The organism is Phenylobacterium sp. (assembly GCF_036502675.1).
Lineage (GTDB): Bacteria > Pseudomonadota > Alphaproteobacteria > Caulobacterales > Caulobacteraceae > Phenylobacterium.
Genome location: NZ_DASXYF010000132.1, coordinates 1 through 17,389 on the forward strand (window position 1 = coordinate 1; position 17,389 = coordinate 17,389).

Here is a 17,389-nt window from a genome sequence, read left to right on the forward strand (position 1 = left end):
CGTGTCTCAGACGCAGCCCTGGGCGAAAAGATGGCGCAGCGGCCAATAAAACCGCCGCCCAGGCCGCTTTGCCGCCGCCTTGCTCACCCAACACCCCCTTCTGGACAACCACAGCCCAACACCGCCACCACACCACGCCACACCGCGGACGGATGGCGTCCCCGCGCCCTGATGTGGTAGCGAGCCGCTATCGCTCCGGGGCGGGCGCGTTCGTAGGTCGAGTTCGTGACGCGTAGCTTTCGCCCCGTACTGCTGCTCTGCGCCCTGCCGGGGGGAGCCCTGGCCGCGCCGCCGCCGGACCCGATCCGGGCCATGGTGGAGACGGCGATCTCCACCGACGATCCGGCGACGATCGCCGGCGTGGTCAGCGTGGCCAAGCGCACCGTTCCGGACAGCGCCGCCGAGATCGACGCCATCGCGGCCGACTATTACGCCCAGCTGTCGGCGAGGAAGGCGGCCGAGGCGCGGGAAGCTGAGGCGCGTGTCGCCGCAGCCGGGCCGCTGTCGCTATGGAGGGGCTCCATCGAACTCGGCGGCAGCCGATCCACCGGCAACAGCGGCGTGCTGGACCTCTACAGCGGTCTCGACCTGACCCGTGTCGGGATCAGGTGGACCCACAAGCTCACCGCCCACGCGGAATACCAGGAGACCTCCGGAACGCCGTCCACCGAGCGCGCCCTGTTCGCCTATCAGCCGCAGCTGAAGCTCGATCCCGTCTTCTATGCCTATGGCCTTGGCCAATATGAGCACGACCGGTTCCTCGGCTACCGCAACCGCTACACCGCAGGCGTCGGGGTGGGCGTATCGGCCGTGGAGCGGCCCGACCTCAAGATCGACTTCGACGCCGGCCCGGCCGCCCGGCTCACAAATTTCTACGACATGGCGACGCAGGACCGGCTGGCGGCGCGCGGGTCGTTCCATCTGAAATGGTTGCCTTCGCCGAGGCTCACCTTCACCGAGGAAACCGCGATCTATCTCCAGAAAGGCGATACGACCGCCAAATCCTCGACCGCGATCGAGACGCGGCTGTTCGGTCCGCTGAAGGCGCGTCTCTCCTACGACCTGCAGTACGAGAGCGACGCCCCCGAAGGGCAGGAAAATCTCGACACCACTTCGCGGGTCTCGCTGGTCTACGGCTTCTAGATCGGGCTGCGCGTCGGGGCGTTCGATGAGCCCGGCCGGCCGCCCGGGCGGCCCTCTAGAAATCCGCACGCAATGTCGCGCCGAAGGTTCGCGGGGTCCCCAGCCGAGAGGTGACCCCGTAGGCCGAGGCGCCGACCACGGCCGTGGTGTTGGACGACTGGAAGTAGGTCTCGTCGAAGGCGTTGTCGACCCAGACCGAGACGTCGTAGCGCTCGCCCAGCTTGGCCCCCAGCCGGGCGTTCACCAGGGAATACGGGGCGATCCGCGTCAGCGGGTCGGCCTGCACGGAGCCGAGCTGGCTCGAGCGGTAGGAATAGGAGACCAGCGCATAGGGCCGGATTTCCTCGTTCACCTGCCACTCGTAGCGGGCGCCGAGGTTGGCGATCCACTTCGGCGACTGGAACAGGCGCGCGCCCGTCAGGTCGCATGGCGCCGTCTTGCCCACGGGGCAGGGAGCGTTCGGGTAGGAGGTGTAGTGTGCGTCATTGTAGGACGCCGCGGCCGACAGCGTCAGGCCGTTCGTCACGTTCCAGGTCCCTTCGGCCTCCACCCCGCGGGCGCGCACGTCGCCCACATTGGCCAGGAACGAACGGATCCCGGGCAGGGCGATGTTGGCCTGCAGCCCGCTGAGCCTGGTGTCGAACGCGCTGAGATTCAGGGTCACGCGCCGGTGGAAGAAGCTGTTCTTCGTGCCGATCTCCCAGTTCTTCACCCTCTCCGGGTCGAGGATCAGCGGCGAGCCGGCGCTCACCGCCGCGTTCAGGTTCAGCCCCGCCGACTTGTAGCCCGTCGAATAGGAGACGTAGACCAGGTTGTCCGGGGTCAGCTTGTAGGCGGCGGCGCCCAGGTAGGAGACGTTGTCGCCCTCCACCGTCACGTCGTAGTTGAACGGGATCGAGGTCGGCCCATAAGGCGTACCCAGCGTCGAAGTGTTGGTGACGCCCGAGCGCTTGTCCTTCGTATATCGGACGCCCCCGGTCAGGATCAGCTTGTCGGTAACTTGGTAGTTCGCCTGGCCGAACACGGCCCAGGAGGTCGACTTGCTGGTGGTGTCGTCGATGTATTGCGAGCCCGGCGCGATGCTGACCGCCGCGGCGTTGGGGTTGGTCTGCCGCGCCAGCGCCGTATAGAAGGCGCCGGCGTCGTAGCCGAACTGGTTGAGGATGTAGTGGTCCTTCAGCCGCTGCTCGAACAGGAAGGCGCCGCCCTGCCAGTTGAACCGGCCGGGCTTGGAGGCCACCCGGAACTCCTGGGAATACTGCCAGTCCCTGGTGCGGGCGACGTTCACCTGGATGATGTCGAGGGGGGTGCTGTCGCTGTCCTGCAGCGGGTCGAAATGCCAGTAGCGCCAGCCGGTGATCGAGGTGAAGGTCACCGGTCCCAGGTCCCAGTTCACCTCGGCGGACAAGCCTTTCTGGTCGGTGCGCATATCCTGGATGGCGTTGTTCTGGGTGGAGTCCAGGCTGGCCTGCGGCGTGTAGCCCAGGGCCGCGAAGGCCGCGAGCGTCCGCGCCTCGCCCGCCCCGCCCAGGCTGGTGGGGATCACCCGCGACAGCACGCTGACGCAGCAGCTGTCGTCCTCCTGCGAGACGTCGCCGGACAGCCGGATCGAGAGTTTGGTCGAGGGTGTGATCAGCAGCTGCGCCCGGGCGCCGGAGCGGCCCACGCTGTTGGCGTCCACCCCAGTCTTGGTGTTTTCCAGCACGCCGCCACGGTGGGTGTTGAAGCCGGTCAGGCGGAAGGCGACCAGATCGTCCACCAGCGGCCCGGTGAGGCTGAAGCGGAGCTGGTTGTAGTGGTAATTGCCGATCGAGGCTTCGGCCGTGGCGGCGGGCGAGAAGCTGGGTTTGCGGGTGGTGACGTTGACCACCCCGGCCGAGCTGTTGCGGCCGAACAGCGTTCCCTGCGGCCCGCGCAGGATCTCGAAGCTGTCGATGTCGATCAGGTCGGCCAGGGCCATGCCCGGCCGCCCCAGGTAGATGTTGTCGAAATAGATCCCCACGGAGTTGTCCAGCCCGTCGGCCGCCGAGGAGATGCCGATGCCGCGGATCGACACCGACGAGTTGCGCGGGTTCGAGTTGTAGGCGGTGAAGCTGGGCGCCTGCCGCTGGATGTCCTCGAGCGTGTAGGCCCCCTTCTCCTCCAGCGTCGATCCGGAGATGGCGGTGAGCGGGATCGGCACGTCCTGGGCCCGTTCGGTCTGGCGCCGCGCGGTCACCAGGATCTCGTTGACCGTGGTCATGGCGTCCGTGCCGGAGACCGCCTCGGCCTGGCCTTCGACGGCGTCGGCGGCGTGGCCCACGGCGGCTGCGGCGGTTTCGGCCCGGGCCGGGCCGGCCAGCAGGGCCGGGATCGCCAGCGAGGCGAGAAGGAATGTCTTGAGCGGAAAGCGGCGGTCCATGGGGAGAAGATCCAGAGCATAGGATTGAGCGGGGCCGTCCCGCGTCGCGGGGCGGGCGGGGGCGGTTCGGATAGGGCGGAGCGGGGAGGGCCGCGCGTCGGTGCGCGGGGTCAGGCCGTCAGGCGGCGCGACATCGCCGGTATTGCAGGGGCATGGCCGGTGTTCCGTTCGAGGCTCGACCGTGGTGTCGAGGTGAGCGGGTATGGCGTTTTAAAACATATCAAGTCAATATGATTTAAGAGATATGATATCCTAATAGCTTATAGTTTTTCTTTTATCATCGTAACCAATTCCCACCCGCGGCCGCGCCACCTCTCGTCGCGCGTGCGCCGATGCCGTTCAATCGCCCGGAATCTTCGGCGCCGGTTGGCGTCCCGACCGGACCAGGACATGCTTTCCCAACGCGGCCGTTATGCGCTCAAGGCGCTGATCCATCTGGCGCGGTCGGACTGCGCCTCGCGCCAGGTGAGCGCCATCGCCGCCGACGAGAACATCCCCCGCAAGTTCCTCGAGGCCATCATGTCGGACCTCCGGCGCGCGGGCCTGGTGGACAGCGCTCGCGGCAAGACCGGCGGATATCGCCTTGCGCGCCCGGCGGACCTGATAACTTTCGGCGAGATCGTCCGCCTGACGGACGGCCCGCTCGCCCTGATCCCGTGCGCCAGCCGCAACTTCTACAAGCGCTGCGACGATTGCCCCGACGAAACCGCCTGCGTCCTGCGCCGCATCATGGCCACCGTCCGCAACGAGGTGAGCGAGATCCTCGACCGCACGACGCTCGCCGACGCACTGAAGGATTCGTCGGAAGTCGCCCTGATGCTGGAAGCCCCGGAACCCCTGGACGCGGGCTCGTGACCACGAGCCGCGCCCCTCGAGGGCGGGGCCCAGGTGTCGCCCGGCCCGGGACGTCATCAGATTCACTGGGCCATAGTCACAGAATTTCTGTCCACGTTCTTGGCGTCGAGCCGCGTTGACAATGCATATCAAACAAGTAGGAATTAGCGCCGTGGTCGTCGCCAACCGGCGCCGCGGGCGCCGAGGCGCCGTTCAACATCCCTAGCGCCCGAGGCCTTTCACATGAGCAGCGCCGCCGCCGTCCTCACCCGCGACCCCGTCCGCGATGGGCGTTCCGCACCCTCCCGCATCACCGTCGCCCCGGTGACCCCGGTGATCGGGGCCGAGATTTCGGGCGTCGACCTGCGTCAGCCGCTCGACGTCGAGACCTTCGCCGAAATTCGCCAGGCCATCCGGAAGTGGCGGGTGATCTTTTTCCGCGACCAGGACCTAACCAACGACCAGCTCAAGGCCTTCGGCCGCAACTTCGGCCCGCTGACCCCGGCGCATCCGATCTCCGAGGGCCTGGAGGAGCATCCCGAGATCTGGGAGCGGGAGATTGGTGAATACCGCGTCCGCCGCACCGAGACCGACACCCGTCCCGTCGGCGCCCGGCCGCCCCGTGACTACAAGGGCTGGCACATCGACATCACCTTCGTCGCCAACCCCAACAGCTATTCGATCCTGTACGGGGTTTCGATCCCGGCCTACGGCGGCGATACCCTGTTCGCCAGCCTGGCCGCCGCCTACGAGGGCTTGTCGCCGGCGATCAAGACGCTGGTCGACGGCCTGCAGGTGGTGCACCAGACCTCGAGCTACGACGCGGGCGGCCCCTCGCGCGCCCCACGCCGCGATGGCCGCAGCATCGGGCCCTTCGTCTCCCTCCACCCCCTGGTGCGCATCCACCCGGAGACTGGGGAGAAGATCCTCTTCCTCAATCCCGGCACCACCACGCACGTCGCGGGCCTGAAGGAGCGCGAGAGCCAGGCCCTGCTCGACCTGCTCTACGGAGAAGTCACCCGCCCGGAATACGCCGCCCGCTTCCGCTGGGCGCCCAACTCCCTGGTGGTGTGGGACAACCAGGCCGTCGCCCACGCAGGCCCCGTCGACTACGCCCACTTCGGCGAGACCCGGGTGGTGCGCCGCATCACCGTGGCGGGCGAGCTGCCGGTGGGTCCGGACGGCTTCCGCTCACGGCCGATCGAAGGCGAGCTGTTCAACATCCTTGGCTAGGTTCCTCCCCGGAACGCGCCGCCTGATCGCGGCGTGACGCGGCGGGCCCAGGCCGTACGCCCCATTCGGCCCGGCCCGCCGCGAACTCCCCGTCTTCCATCCCCAGCGGAGCGGTGCGGCCTAGCCGGACCGACTGAGTGCGCACGTGTCATTCACCCGAACCGGCGTCGTCGCGATCATCGCGGTCTCCCTGGGCGTTTCGGCCGGAGTGCTGGCCTTCGCCCCCCCGCAGGGCCAGCTCAAGGCCGACCGGGCCGCCGCCCAGGGCTTGCCGCTTTCCGCGCCGCTGCCCGCGAGCATGCCCGCCGGGACCACGCTGGTCGTCGGCGATCCCGTCACCCAGCGCATCCTCGAGCACAACGGCTGGCTCAAGGACCTGCCGTTCCAGATCCGCTGGGCGCAGATCACTGGCGGTCCGGGGGTGACCGAGGCCTTCCACGCCAGGGTGCTCGACGTGGGGACGGGGGCGAATATCCCGCCGATCCACGCCACCTGGGTCGGCATCCCGGTCCGCACCATCGCAGTGCGTTTCCGCGACGCGCCGCTGGACCACCCTGCCTTCGAACTGGCCGTGGCCCCGCAGGCCGGGATCAATTCCCTCGCCGACCTGAGGGGCAAGCGGATCGCCTTCAGTCCCGGACAGGTGCAAGGCGAGATCGTGCTGCGCGCCCTGGAGGCCCAGGGCCTCTCGAAGGCCGACGTCAAGCTGGTGGAGCTGCCCTCCACCAGCCCGGACTTCTACATCAACGCCCTGGTGGGCGGCATGGTGGATGTCGCCCCGATCGGGGCCGGCGCGCCGGTGAAGCGCTACCTGGAGCGATACGCGGCTTCGGGCGGCAAGGTTCTGCGCCATCCCGGTTTCCGCGACGACATGATCAATCTCTTCGTCCGTGTCGAGACCCTGCAGGACCCGGCCAAGGCCGCGGCGCTGCGCACCTATGTCCGCCTCTGGGCCCGGGCCGCCGAATGGGGCGACGCCCATCCCGAGGAGCTGGCCCAGATGTACTACGTCAGGAACCAGGGCCTGTCGCCGGAGGACGCCCGCTATGTGGTCCGCGCCGCCGGCCATCCGGCCATCCCCGGCGACTGGAGCGAAGCGATCCGGCTGCAGCAGGCCTCCATTGACCTGATGGCCCGCGAGATCGGCCACAAGTCCTTCGACGCCGCCACTCTCTTCGACCGCCGCTACGAGGCCTTCGCCGCCACCGAGGCCGCCGCCTACCGGGCCGATCCCGTCCCGGTCGCCCTGGCGCAGAGGTAGGATGTCCATGAACGCCCATACGCCCCAGGCGCTGGCCATCGCCACGGAAGTGGCCCCGCCGATCCCCCGGGCTTCCCAGCAGCCCCGGCGACAGGTCCGGCCCGGCGCCACCCGCCTCGGGCCGGGTGAGGCCGTGCCCTTCGGCCCGCTGCTTGGTCCCTTCCTTCTCGTGCTCTTCTGGTCCGTGGGCTCCGCGGCGGGGCATATCGACAGCCGCGTCCTGCCGTCGCCCTGGGCCACGGCGACCACGGCCGTCGACTTGGTGCGGCAGGGCCGGCTGCAGGCCGACCTGGCGGTCTCCGCCTGGCGCGCCGCGCAGGGCGTCGCCTGGGGCGTGTCCGTGGGCGTGATCGTGGCCCTGATCTCGGGCCTCAGCCAGCTCGGCGGCTATCTGTTCGACGGCCTGGTCCAGATCAAGCGCGCCATCCCGGTCCTGGCCCTGATCCCGCTGGTGATCCTCTGGTTCGGCATCGGCGAGGGCATGAAGGTGATCGTCATCTCGCTGGGCGTCTTCGTGCCGATCTACCTGCACACGCACACGGCGCTCAGGGCCATCGACCTGCGCTACGTCGAACTGGCCGAGACCCTGGGCCTCGGCCGCCTCGCCTTCATCCGCCACGTGGTGCTGCCTGGCGCGCTGCCGGGGTTCATGCTCGGCCTGCGCTTCGGGGTGATGGGGGCGTGGCTGGCGCTGGTGGTGGTCGAGCAGCTCAACGCCTCCAGCGGCGTGGGCTACATGATCAACCTCGCCCGCACCTACGCCCAGTCCGACATCATCGTCGTGGGCCTCGTCCTCTACGCCGTCCTCGGCCTCGTCACCGACAGCGCGCTGCGCCTGCTCGAAGCCCGGGCGCTCTCCTGGCGCAGGACGCTCGCATGAGCCCCGTCGTCAGCGTCCGCAACCTGGTCCGCCGCTTCACCCTCAAGGGCGTGTTGAACGGGCTCGACCTCGACATCGCCCGCGGCGAGTTCGTGGCCCTGCTGGGCCGCAGCGGCTCGGGCAAGAGCACGTTGCTGCGCGCCATCGCCGGCCTCGACCACGAGGCGGAGGGGGAGGGCGAGATCCGGGCGCCGGAGCGCCTCTCCGTGGTGTTTCAGGACGCGCGCCTGCTGCCGTGGAAACGCGTGCTCGACAATGTCGTCCTGGGCCTGCCGGGCGCCGACGCCCAGGCCCGCGGCCGCCGCGCGCTCGCCGAGGTGGAGCTCGCCGGCCGGGAGGCCTCCTGGCCCGCGGAGCTTTCCGGCGGCGAGCAGCAACGGGTGGCGCTGGCCCGGGCGCTGGTCCGCGAGCCCGAGCTGCTGCTGGCCGACGAGCCCTTCGGCGCCCTGGACGCGCTGACCCGCATCCGCATGCACGTCCTGGTGCGGCGGCTGTCCCAGGCCCACCATCCGGCGGTGCTGCTGGTCACCCACGACGTCGACGAGGCCATCGAACTCGCCGACCGCATCGTGCTCCTGGACGGTGGCCGCCTGGCCGCCGACCTGGCCGTGAACCTGCCCGCCGCCGGCCCGGCCCGCGCCCAGCGCGCCGCCGAGCTCAAGGCCCGGCTTCTCGTCCTGCTTGGGGTCGAAGCCGATCCGCCGGCCGCTTCCGCCGATCCAGTTCCCCTCGCCGCCTCCAACGGGTGATCCCATGAGCCAGACCCCTCGCCAGATCCGCCTCGGCGCCTTCCTCCAGGCCACCGGCCACCACGTGGCCGCCTGGCGCCATCCGGACGCCCAGGCCGACGCCGGCCTCAACCTGGCGCACTACAAGGCGCTGGCCCAGGCCGCGGAGGCCGGCAAGTTCGACATGGTGTTCGTGGCCGACAGCCCCGGCGGCTACGCCAACCCCGCCGAGCGCGGCGAGTTCGCCCGCAGCGGCAAGTCCGCCCATTTCGAACCGGTCACCCTGTGGTCGGCGCTGTCGATGGTGACCGAGCGGATCGGCTTCGTCGCCACCTCGTCGACCACCTACGAGGATCCCTTCACCACGGCCCGCAAGTTCGCGTCGCTCGACTGGATCTCCGGCGGACGGGCGGCCTGGAACGTGGTCACCACCGGGGCCGACGTCTCCCACAACTTCAGCCTGCCCGCGCATCTCGAGCACGCCCGCCGTTACGAGCGGGCGGAGGCGTTCATCGACGTGGTGAAGGGCCTGTGGGATTCCTACGAGGACGACGCCTTCCTCCGCGACCGGGAGAGCGGCGTCTACGTCGACCTGCAGAAATTCCACCTCCTCGACCACCACGGCCCGCACTTCCAGGTGCGCGGGCCCTTGAACATCGCCCGCCCGCCCCAGGGCTATCCGGTGATCGTCCAGGCCGGCGCTTCGGCCCCCGGCCGCGAGCTGGCCGCCCGCACCGCCGAGGTGATCTTCACCGCCAACCAGACCCTGGAGGACGCCCAGGCGTTCTACCGCGACGTCAAGCGGCGGATGGCCAGGTTCGGCCGCGCGCCGGAGACCCTGCTGATCATGCCGGGGATCTTCCCGGTGCTGGGCGGGACCGAGGCCGAGGCCCTGCGGCGCTACGAGGACCTGCAGGCCCTGGTGCACGACGAGGTCGCCTGGGCGGGCCTGCGCCGCCACTACCAGGGCGTCGATCTGACCGGCCTGTCGCTGGACGATCCCGCCCCGCCGCTGCCCGCCGTGACCAACGGCAGCGTCAGCCGGCTGAAGCTGGTCAGCGACCTCGCCACGCGCAACCAGCTGACCTTGCGCGAGCTGTTCCGGCGGCTGGCCACCGCCCGCGGCCACCGCACCGTGGTGGGCGCGCCCGAACAGGTCGCCGACGCCATGCAGCTGTGGTTCGAGAACGAGGCCGCCGACGGCTTCAACGTCATGCCGCCCATCCTGCCTACCGGCCTCACCGACTTCGTCGAGCAGGTGGTGCCGATCCTCCAGCGCCGCGGACTGTTCCGTCGCGAGTACGAGGGCTACACCTTGCGCGAGAACCTCGGCCTCGCACGCCCCTCGAACGGCCTCGTGCTGCGCGACGCCGCCCGCCAGGCCGTCGGCGCCTGACGTCCATTCCACGGAGCAACCCGATGACCCAGACCCCCCTTGTGCCGCTCGGACCCTTCGCCGTCAGCCGTCAGGGCTACGGCGCCATGGGCCTCTCCCACGCCTATGGCCGGGCGGACGAAGCCGAATCGTTCGCGGTCCTCGACCGCGCCATCGAGGTCGGGATCAACTTCTTCGACACCGCCGACGTCTATGGCCAGGGCCACAACGAGACCTTGCTCGGCCGCGCCGTCGCCGGGCGTCGCGACCGCCTGGTGATCGCCAGCAAGTTCGGCAACCGCCTCGACCGCGGCCAGGGCGGGCGGCAGGTCGACGGCCGGCCGGAATATGTCCGCCAGGCGGTGGAGGCGAGCCTCAAGCGCCTGAACATCGAGCGCATCGACCTGTACTACCTGCATCGCCTCGACCCGCAGACGCCGGTGGAAGACACCGTCGGCGCGCTGGCGGAGCTGAAGCGGCAGGGCAAGATCGGCGCGATCGGCCTTTCCGAGGTGGACGCTCCCACCTTGCGCCGGGCGCATGCGGTCCACCCGATCGCCGCGCTGCAGAGCGAATATTCGCTATGGACCCGCGAGGTGGAGGCCGAGATCCTGCCCACGGCGCGCGAGCTGGGGATCGGCTTCGTGGCCTACAGCCCGCTCGGCCGCGGCTTCCTGGCGGGCGCCCATCCCACCGAGCCCACCGACCGGCGCCACCAGCATCCGCGCTTCCAGGCCGAGGCGGTGGCTGAGAACAGCCAGCGCCGCGCGGTGGCCGAGGCCGTCGCGCGCCGGCTGGGCGCGAGCCTGGCGCAGGTCAGCCTGGCCTGGGTGCTTTCGAAGAACGTCGTGCCCATCCCCGGCACCCGCCACGTCCGCCACCTGGATGCCAACTGGGCGGCCAACGACCTCACGCTCGACCCTGCAACCCTGGCGGAATTGGAGGCGGTGTTCGCCCCCGGCTCCACCGCAGGGGCGCGCTACCCCGCCGGCTCCACGCCTGTTCCCGGTCTCGCTGTCGCGTAGTTGGCCGCCACCGCCGTGCGCGCCGGGTGGACCGTGAGCCCCGGCGCCGGATGCAGCGCATGCAACGGTCTTACCCGGACGATTGGACCTGACCGTCGGCGCCCGCACCGTGGGCTTGGCCGCGATGACGGCTCGTGAACCCCCCGGCGCGGCAAACGGCCCCAGGTGGTCCCCTGACAGGGAGAAACTTCAACTATCTCAAAAGTTTGGAAAAAGTGGTGGATGCGACAGGGATTGAACCTGTGACCCCCTCGGTGTGAACGAGGTGCTCTCCCGCTGAGCTACGCATCCGCCGGTCGCGAAGGGGACGCCCTATAGACCGCCGGCGTCCGGGGGGCAAGCGCCCAGCAGCCGCTGGCAGGCGCCCGGCAGCTCGTCGAAATGGTGGATCAGGATGTCCGGCGCCAGCTCCGCCGCCGGGATCTCCGTATAGCCGAAGCTCACCAGGACCAGGCCCGCCCCCGCCGCCCGCGCCGCGCCCGCGTCGGTGGCGGCGTCGCCCACCATGACGGTGCGCCGGACGTCGCCGCCAGCCAGCGCCACAGTGGCCGTCAGGTGCAGGGGGTCGGGCTTGGCGGCCCGGGCCAGGTCGGGGCCCACGATGGCGTCGAACCGGCCGGTGAGGCCCAGCGCATCCAGCAGCGCCCGCGACAGGTCCGTGCGCTTGTTGGTGCAGACCGCCAGCCGCGCGCCGGCGGCCTTCAGGGCGTCCAGCGCCGCCACCACCCCCGGGAACGGCCGGCTCTGGTCGGCGATGTGGGCCCGGTAGCGGGCGATGAAGCGGTCGAACAGCAGCGGCAGGCGGTCCTGCGCCGGCGGCGCGCCCGCGGCGGTGAAGCCCCGCTCGATCAGCCAGGCGGCCCCGCGGCCGATGAACGGCCGGGCCTGCGCCAGCGGCAGGGGCGCCAGCCCGTCGTCCTGCAGCAGCACGTTCAGGGTGGCGATCAGGTCGGGGGCGGTGTCCACCAGCGTGCCGTCGAGGTCGAAAGCGATCACCGCCCCGGAAACGGCGCTCAGGTCGGTCACGCGAAGCTCCTGATCGAAAGCGCTCGCCGTTTGGGCTAAAGGCCGCAAGATTGCAAACCCTAGCCGGATTCGGAGGCTACCCCATGACTCCTCGCGCCGCCGTCATCCTCGCCGCCGGCCAGGGCACGCGCATGAAGTCGCCGACGCCCAAGGTGCTGCACAAGGTGGGCGGCCGCACCCTGCTCGACCGGGTGATCGACACGGTGGAGCAGGCCGGCTGCGAGCGGATCGTGGTGGTGGTGGGGAACCACAGCCCGGCGGTGCGCGAGCTGGTGGTGCGGCGGCTGGGCGAGGGGGCCGTGGCGCTGCAGGATTCGCCGCTGGGCACCGGCCACGCGGTCCTCGCCGCCCACGACGCCCTGCAGGACTTCGGCGGCGACATCCTGGTGACCAACGGCGACTGCCCGCTGCTGGCGCCGGAGGACCTGGAGCCGCTCTATGGGCTGCGCGCCGAGGGCGTGGACCTGGCGCTGCTGGGCTTCGAGCCGGTCGACACCCTGCTGTACGGCCGGCTGATCCGCGGGGCGGACGGCCATGTGCTGCGCATCGCCGAGCCCAAGGACGCGACCCCTGCCGAACAGGCGGTGAAGACCTGTTACGCCGGCATGCTGGCCGCCGACCGTGCGCGCCTGTTCGGCTGGCTCTCCCGGGTGACCAACGACAACGCCAAGGGCGAGTACTACCTGACCGACGTCGTCAGGCTGGCCGTCGCCGAGCACGCCAAGGTCCGCGCGGCCACCGCCCCGGAAAGCGCGGTGATGGGCTGCGACACGCCCGGGCAGCTGGCCGCCGCCGAGGGGGTGTTCCAGGCCAGGCGCCGGGCGCACTTCCTGGCCGAGGGCGTCGCCATGCCGGCGCCGGACACCGTCCACTTCAGCTGGGACACCGAGATCGCCGCGGGGACGGTGGTCGAGCCGTTCGTGGTCTTCGCCCCGGGCGTGACCGTGGCGGCCGGCGCCCAGATCCGCGCCTTCAGCCACCTGGAGGGCGCCGCGGTGGGCGAGGGCGCCCTGATCGGCCCCTATGCGCGCCTGCGGCCGGGCGCCGACATCGGCCCGGACGCCCACATCGGCAACTTCGTCGAGGTGAAGAAGGTGGCGGTGGGTCGCGGCGCCAAGGCCAACCACCTGTCCTACCTGGGCGACGGCACGGTGGGGGCGGGCGCCAACATCGGCGCCGGGACCATCTTCTGCAACTACGACGGCTTCGACAAATTCCAGACCCACGTGGGGGCGAACGCCTTCATCGGCTCCGACACCGCCCTGGTGGCGCCGGTGACGGTGGGCGAGGGGGCCTTCACCGGCTCCGGCTCGGTAATCACCGACGACGTCTCGCCCAATGCGCTGGCGCTGGGCCGAGGGCGCCAGGTGGAGAAGCCCGGCTGGGCCGACGCATTCCGGGCCGCCAAGCGCAAGGACCGCAAGTGACCGCCGACGATCAGAAACGCGCCGCCGGCGAGGCCGCCGCGGCTATGGTCGAGGCCGGTATGACGGTGGGGCTGGGCACCGGCTCCACCGCCGCGTGGTTCGTGCGCGCGCTGGCCGCCCGCAAGCTGGATGTGCGCGGCGTGCCCACCTCCCAGGCCACCGCCGACCTGGCCGCCGGCCTGGGGATCGCCTTGCTCGAACTCGACGCGGCGAAGCAGATCGACCTCACCGTCGACGGTGCGGACGAGATCGGCCCGGGCCTGGCGCTGATCAAGGGCGGCGGCGCGGCGCTGCTGCGCGAGAAGCTGGTCTGGGAGGCCTCGGCCCGCTGCGTGGTGATCGCCGACGCGGCCAAGCGGGTGGCCATGCTGGGCGCCTTCCCCCTGCCCATCGAGGTGGTCCCCTTCGGCCACCGGAGCACGGCGCTGCGGATCAGCGACGCGCTCTCCGAATGCGACCTGGGCGTCGCCCCGCGCCTGCGGATGAAGGACGGCGCCCCGGTGCGCACCGACAACGGCAACCTTATCTATGACGCCGCCTGCGGCCGCATCCCCGAACCGGCCGCACTCGCCCAGGCGCTGAAGAGCGTCACCGGCGTGGTGGACCACGGCCTCTTCCTGGACCTCGCCGACCTGGCGCTGGTGGGCGAGGACGCGGGCGTCGTCCGGGTGGAGCCTTAAGGAGCACCGCGTGGCGACATACGACTACGACCTGTTCGTCATCGGCGCGGGCTCCGGCGGCGTGCGCGCCGCCAGGCTGGCGGCCATGTCCGGCGCCAGCGTGGCGGTGGCCGAGGAGCACCGGGTGGGCGGCACCTGCGTCATCCGCGGCTGCGTGCCCAAGAAGCTTATGGTCTACGCTTCGGAATTTGCTCACCATTTCAAGATCGCCCAAAGCTACGGCTGGACGGTGGGAGAGCGGTCCTTCGACTGGCGCGCCTTCATCGAGGAGAAGGATGCGGAGATCGCCCGCCTGTCGGGGATCTACGTCACCAACCTTTCCAACGCCGGCGCCGTCCTCATGCACGGCAAGGCGCGGCTGACCGACGCCCACACCGTGCAGGTCGAGGGCCACGGGACGATCACCGCCGACAGGGTCCTGGTCGCCACCGGCGGGCGCCCCTGGGCGCCGGACGCCGTGCCGGGGATCGAGCACGCCATCTCCTCCAACGAGGCCTTCCACCTGCCGGAGCTGCCCCGGCGCATCGTCATCGCCGGCGGCGGCTACATCGCCGTGGAGTTCGCCGGCATCTTCGCCGGCCTGGGGGTGGAGACCACCCTGGTCCACCGCGGCCCCAACGTGCTGCGCGGCTTCGACGACCATGTGCGCGCCCACGTCGCCGAGGAGATGGAGAAGCGCGGGATCCAGGTCATCCTCGGCTGCCGGCACGAGAGCCTGGAGAAGACCGCCTCGGGTGTCGTCTCGACCTTCGCCGACGGCCACAAGGTCGAGTCCGACCTGGTGATGTTCGCCGTCGGCCGGAAGCCCTACGTCGAGGGCCTGGGCCTGGAGGCCGCCGGCGTGGCGCTCACGGAACTGGGCGCGGTGAAGGTCGACGACTACTCCAGGACCAATGTCGACAACATCTGGGCGGTGGGCGACGTCACCGACCGCCTCAACCTGACCCCGGTGGCGATCCGCGAGGGCGCGGCCTTCGCCGAGACCGAATTCTACGGCCGCCCGACCCGATTCGACCACGAGATGGTCGCCTCCGCGGTCTTCTCCCAGCCGCCGATCGGCGCGGTGGGCATGACCGAGGCCGACGCCCGCCATGCGCTGGGCCGCGTCGACATCTACCTCGCCCGCTTCCGGCCGATGAAATACGCCTTCGCCGGCGGCGACGAACGCTGCCTGATCAAGCTGGTGGTGGAGGCCGCGAGCCAGAGGGTGGTCGGTTGCCACGTGGTAGGCCCCGACGCGCCGGAGATCATCCAGATGGCCGCCGTGGCGCTGAAGATGGGCGTGACCAAACAGCAGTGGGACTCCACCTGCGCCGTCCACCCGACCCTGGCCGAAGAACTCGTGACCCTGCGCGAGAAGTACATGCCCTCGGAGCTGGGCGGGATCGGATGACCGCCGCCGCCGTCGCCCCGCCGCGTGACCGGCTGGGGGCCTGGTGCGGCGGCTGGCTGGTCGCCGTCGCCGTCATGACGCCCCTGGTCGCCTGGCTTGCGCCCATGGGCTTCGCCCTGCTGATCGCGCTGCTGGGCCTGGCTTGCCTGCCCGCCCTGCGGACGACCGACGACGACCGCCCGGCCTACATCGCCCTGCTGGTGGGCCTGATCTGGGCTCTCGGCTCCACCATCTGGAGCCCCTATCGCCATCCGCTCTGGGGCTCGACGGCGCTGAAGCTCGTGGCCCAGGCGACGCTGTACTACGCCGCCGTCTGCGGGGCGCGGCGGGCCAGTCCCGGTGCGCGGACCTGGATGCTGCGGCTGCTGGCCTGGGGCGTGGCCCTGTTCGGCCTTGTGCTGCTGGTCGAGGGCTTCACCGGAGCCTGGATCTACCGGACCCTGCGCGCCGCGGTCCACGACCCGATCCGTCCCGACCTGGGGGTCAAGAACGTGGCGCAATCGACCTTCGTCATGGCCGTGCTCTGGCCGGTGTCGGCGCTGGCCGCGGTGCGAGCCGGCGGCGGCTGGTGGCTGGCGCTTCCCATGGCGGCGGGGCTGGGGGTGGCCAGCCGCATGTTCGGCTCCGACGCCCCGTTCCTGGCCCTGGGGCTCTCGGCGCCGGTCGCCCTGGCCGTCTGGCGCTGGCCCCGGATGGCGCCGCGGGTGATGGCGGCGGGGGCGGGGCTTTTCTACATCGCCGCGCCGGCCCTGGTCTGGCTCGTGCGCGCCAGCGGCTGGTACGACCGGTTGCAGGCGTCGGAGCAGCCTTCCTGGTCGCAGCGCATGCGCTACTGGCGCCATGCCGCCGACTGGATCGGCGATCATCCCCTGCGTGGCTGGGGCCTGGACGCCAGCCGCATGTTCGCGCCCGGCATCCAGTTGCACCCCCACGACGCGGCCCTGCAGATCTGGCTGGAGCTTGGCCTGATCGGGGCGGTGGCCGCCGCGGCCTTCTGGACGGTGACCATCGTGCGCCTGGGCCGGCCGGCGCGCGATCCGGCGATGGCCGCCGCCGCGGCCGGGGTTACGGCCTACCTGCTGTTTTCCCTGGTGAGCTTCGGGGTCTGGCAGGAGTGGTGGCTGGCGCTCGGGGCCTATTCCGCCGTCCTGGCCACCGCCGTGGCGGCCCAGCCGCCGCCGGCGCCGCGGGGCCGCCGCGCGCCCCAGGCGAGACGAACGTCGACCGCGGCCCCGGTTTTGGAGTAGAAGGCCCGCTTTCGCCCGCCGCGGCATGCGCGGCCGGGCGCGGAGTTATGCGATGAACGACCCCTGGAGCCCGGCGTCCTGGCGCGCCAAGCCCGGCAAGCACATGCCGGAAGACTACCCTGATCCCGCCGCCGTGACGCGGGTGGAGAACGAGCTGCGGCGCATGCCGCCGCTGGTGTTTGCAGGCGAGGCCCGGCGCCTCCGGTCCCTGCTGGCCGACGTCTCGGAAGGCCGCGCCTTCCTGCTGCAGGGGGGCGACTGCGCCGAGAGCTTCAAGGAGTTCGCCGCGGACAACATCCGCGACACCTTCCGCCTGATCCTGCAGATGGCGGTGGTGCTGACCTTCGCCGGCGGCAAGCCGGTGGTGAAGGTGGGCCGCATGGCCGGCCAGTTCGCCAAGCCGCGCTCGGCGCCCACCGAGACCACCGGCGGGGTGACGCTGCCCTCCTACCGCGGCGACATCATCAACGGCATGGAGTTCGAGGCGGAGACCCGCACCCCGGACCCGCAGCGCCTGATCCAGGCCTACAGCCAGTCGGCCTCGACGCTGAACCTGCTGCGCGCCTTTGCGGGCGGCGGCTATGCCGACCTGCACAACATCCATCGCTGGACCCTGGGCTTCGTCAACGACAGCCCGCAGGGCGCCCGCTATCGCGAACTGTCGGAAAAGATCTCCGAGGCCCTGACCTTCATGGCCGCCATCGGGGTGACGCCGGAAAGCCAGCCGGACCTGCAT

The 17,389-nt window shown here is 70.7% G+C and carries 15 protein-coding genes and 1 tRNA gene; 13 read left to right on the forward strand and 3 right to left on the reverse strand.

The genetic code is table 11. The features are described from left to right. The first annotated feature begins 225 nt into the window (after positions 1-225). On the forward strand, positions 226-1,143 hold the full coding sequence (locus VGL30_RS17200) for a DUF481 domain-containing protein (protein WP_331541248.1): 918 nt from the start codon (positions 226-228) through the stop codon (positions 1,141-1,143). 55 nt (positions 1,144-1,198) lie between these two features. Here the strand turns inward: VGL30_RS17200 and VGL30_RS17205 are convergent, their stop codons facing one another. Next, on the reverse strand, positions 1,199-3,544 hold the full coding sequence (locus tag VGL30_RS17205) for a TonB-dependent receptor (RefSeq protein WP_331541249.1): 2,346 nt from the start codon (positions 3,542-3,544) through the stop codon (positions 1,199-1,201). Between the two features lie 390 nt (positions 3,545-3,934). Here VGL30_RS17205 and VGL30_RS17210 point away from each other — a divergent pair, with 390 nt between their 5' ends. The 7 genes from VGL30_RS17210 (at position 3,935) to VGL30_RS17240 (ending at position 10,880) form a co-directional block, all read left to right on the forward strand. After that, complete coding sequence (locus VGL30_RS17210; RefSeq protein WP_331541250.1) at positions 3,935-4,399, forward strand: Rrf2 family transcriptional regulator; 465 nt, start codon at positions 3,935-3,937, stop codon at positions 4,397-4,399. 222 nt (positions 4,400-4,621) lie between these two features. Then, a complete protein-coding gene (locus VGL30_RS17215; RefSeq protein WP_331541251.1) occupies positions 4,622-5,611 on the forward strand; it encodes a TauD/TfdA dioxygenase family protein in 990 nt (329 codons plus the stop codon). 145 nt (positions 5,612-5,756) lie between these two features. Then, the gene (locus VGL30_RS17220; protein ID WP_331541252.1) at positions 5,757-6,872 is read left to right on the forward strand and encodes an ABC transporter substrate-binding protein; all 1,116 of its coding nucleotides are present in this window, start codon (positions 5,757-5,759) and stop codon (positions 6,870-6,872) included. A gap of 7 nt (positions 6,873-6,879) precedes the next feature. Beyond that, positions 6,880-7,752 carry an ABC transporter permease gene (locus VGL30_RS17225; RefSeq protein WP_331541253.1) on the forward strand — a complete coding sequence of 291 codons (873 nt, stop codon included), beginning with the start codon at positions 6,880-6,882 and terminating at the stop codon, positions 7,750-7,752. Further along, the gene (locus VGL30_RS17230) at positions 7,749-8,501 is read left to right on the forward strand and encodes an ABC transporter ATP-binding protein (protein ID WP_331541254.1); all 753 of its coding nucleotides are present in this window, start codon (positions 7,749-7,751) and stop codon (positions 8,499-8,501) included. Before VGL30_RS17225 ends, VGL30_RS17230 begins: the two co-directional genes overlap by 4 nt. Before the next feature lie 4 nt (positions 8,502-8,505). Next, positions 8,506-9,876: an LLM class flavin-dependent oxidoreductase gene (locus VGL30_RS17235; RefSeq protein ID WP_331541255.1), complete on the forward strand. Its 1,371-nt coding sequence runs from the start codon at positions 8,506-8,508 to the stop codon at positions 9,874-9,876. A gap of 23 nt (positions 9,877-9,899) precedes the next feature. Further along, positions 9,900-10,880 (forward strand): aldo/keto reductase, encoded by a 981-nt coding sequence (locus VGL30_RS17240; RefSeq protein ID WP_331541256.1) that lies wholly within the window; start codon positions 9,900-9,902, stop codon positions 10,878-10,880. 216 nt (positions 10,881-11,096) lie between these two features. Here the strand turns inward: VGL30_RS17240 and VGL30_RS17245 are convergent. After that, positions 11,097-11,171, reverse strand: a tRNA-Val gene (locus tag VGL30_RS17245). Positions 11,172-11,192: 21 nt separating this feature from the next. Beyond that, positions 11,193-11,906: a phosphoglycolate phosphatase gene (gene gph / locus VGL30_RS17250; RefSeq protein ID WP_331541257.1), complete on the reverse strand. Its 714-nt coding sequence runs from the start codon at positions 11,904-11,906 to the stop codon at positions 11,193-11,195. Positions 11,907-11,989: 83 nt separating this feature from the next. On the opposite strand from gph, the gene glmU reads away from it, so the two are divergent. From glmU to VGL30_RS17275, 5 genes are all read left to right on the forward strand, one after another. After that, complete coding sequence (gene glmU / locus VGL30_RS17255; protein WP_331541258.1) at positions 11,990-13,333, forward strand: bifunctional UDP-N-acetylglucosamine diphosphorylase/glucosamine-1-phosphate N-acetyltransferase GlmU; 1,344 nt, start codon at positions 11,990-11,992, stop codon at positions 13,331-13,333. Further along, positions 13,330-14,013: a ribose-5-phosphate isomerase RpiA gene (gene rpiA, locus VGL30_RS17260; protein ID WP_331541259.1), complete on the forward strand. Its 684-nt coding sequence runs from the start codon at positions 13,330-13,332 to the stop codon at positions 14,011-14,013. The genes glmU and rpiA overlap by 4 nt, the downstream gene beginning before the upstream one ends. A 10-nt stretch (positions 14,014-14,023) precedes the next feature. After that, positions 14,024-15,406 (forward strand): glutathione-disulfide reductase, encoded by a 1,383-nt coding sequence (gor, locus tag VGL30_RS17265; RefSeq protein WP_331541260.1) that lies wholly within the window; start codon positions 14,024-14,026, stop codon positions 15,404-15,406. Beyond that, a complete protein-coding gene (locus tag VGL30_RS17270; RefSeq protein ID WP_331541261.1) occupies positions 15,403-16,653 on the forward strand; it encodes an O-antigen ligase family protein in 1,251 nt (416 codons plus the stop codon). The genes gor and VGL30_RS17270 overlap by 4 nt, the downstream gene beginning before the upstream one ends. Positions 16,654-16,705: 52 nt before the next feature. Further along, positions 16,706-17,389, forward strand: a 684-nt coding sequence (locus tag VGL30_RS17275; RefSeq protein ID WP_331541262.1) for a 3-deoxy-7-phosphoheptulonate synthase, incomplete at its 3' end; no start/stop codon positions are given.

Coding starts and splice junctions, on each gene's coding strand:
- VGL30_RS17205 (WP_331541249.1), bottom strand. CDS start 3,544: ATGGACCGCCGCTTTCCGCTCAAGACATTCCTTCTCGCCTCGCTGGCG.
- VGL30_RS17210 (WP_331541250.1), top strand. CDS start 3,935: ATGCTTTCCCAACGCGGCCGTTATGCGCTCAAGGCGCTGATCCATCTG.
- VGL30_RS17215 (WP_331541251.1), top strand. CDS start 4,622: ATGAGCAGCGCCGCCGCCGTCCTCACCCGCGACCCCGTCCGCGATGGG.
- VGL30_RS17225 (WP_331541253.1), top strand. CDS start 6,880: ATGAACGCCCATACGCCCCAGGCGCTGGCCATCGCCACGGAAGTGGCC.
- VGL30_RS17230 (WP_331541254.1), top strand. CDS start 7,749: ATGAGCCCCGTCGTCAGCGTCCGCAACCTGGTCCGCCGCTTCACCCTC.
- VGL30_RS17235 (WP_331541255.1), top strand. CDS start 8,506: ATGAGCCAGACCCCTCGCCAGATCCGCCTCGGCGCCTTCCTCCAGGCC.
- VGL30_RS17240 (WP_331541256.1), top strand. CDS start 9,900: ATGACCCAGACCCCCCTTGTGCCGCTCGGACCCTTCGCCGTCAGCCGT.
- glmU (WP_331541258.1), top strand. CDS start 11,990: ATGACTCCTCGCGCCGCCGTCATCCTCGCCGCCGGCCAGGGCACGCGC.
- VGL30_RS17270 (WP_331541261.1), top strand. CDS start 15,403: ATGACCGCCGCCGCCGTCGCCCCGCCGCGTGACCGGCTGGGGGCCTGG.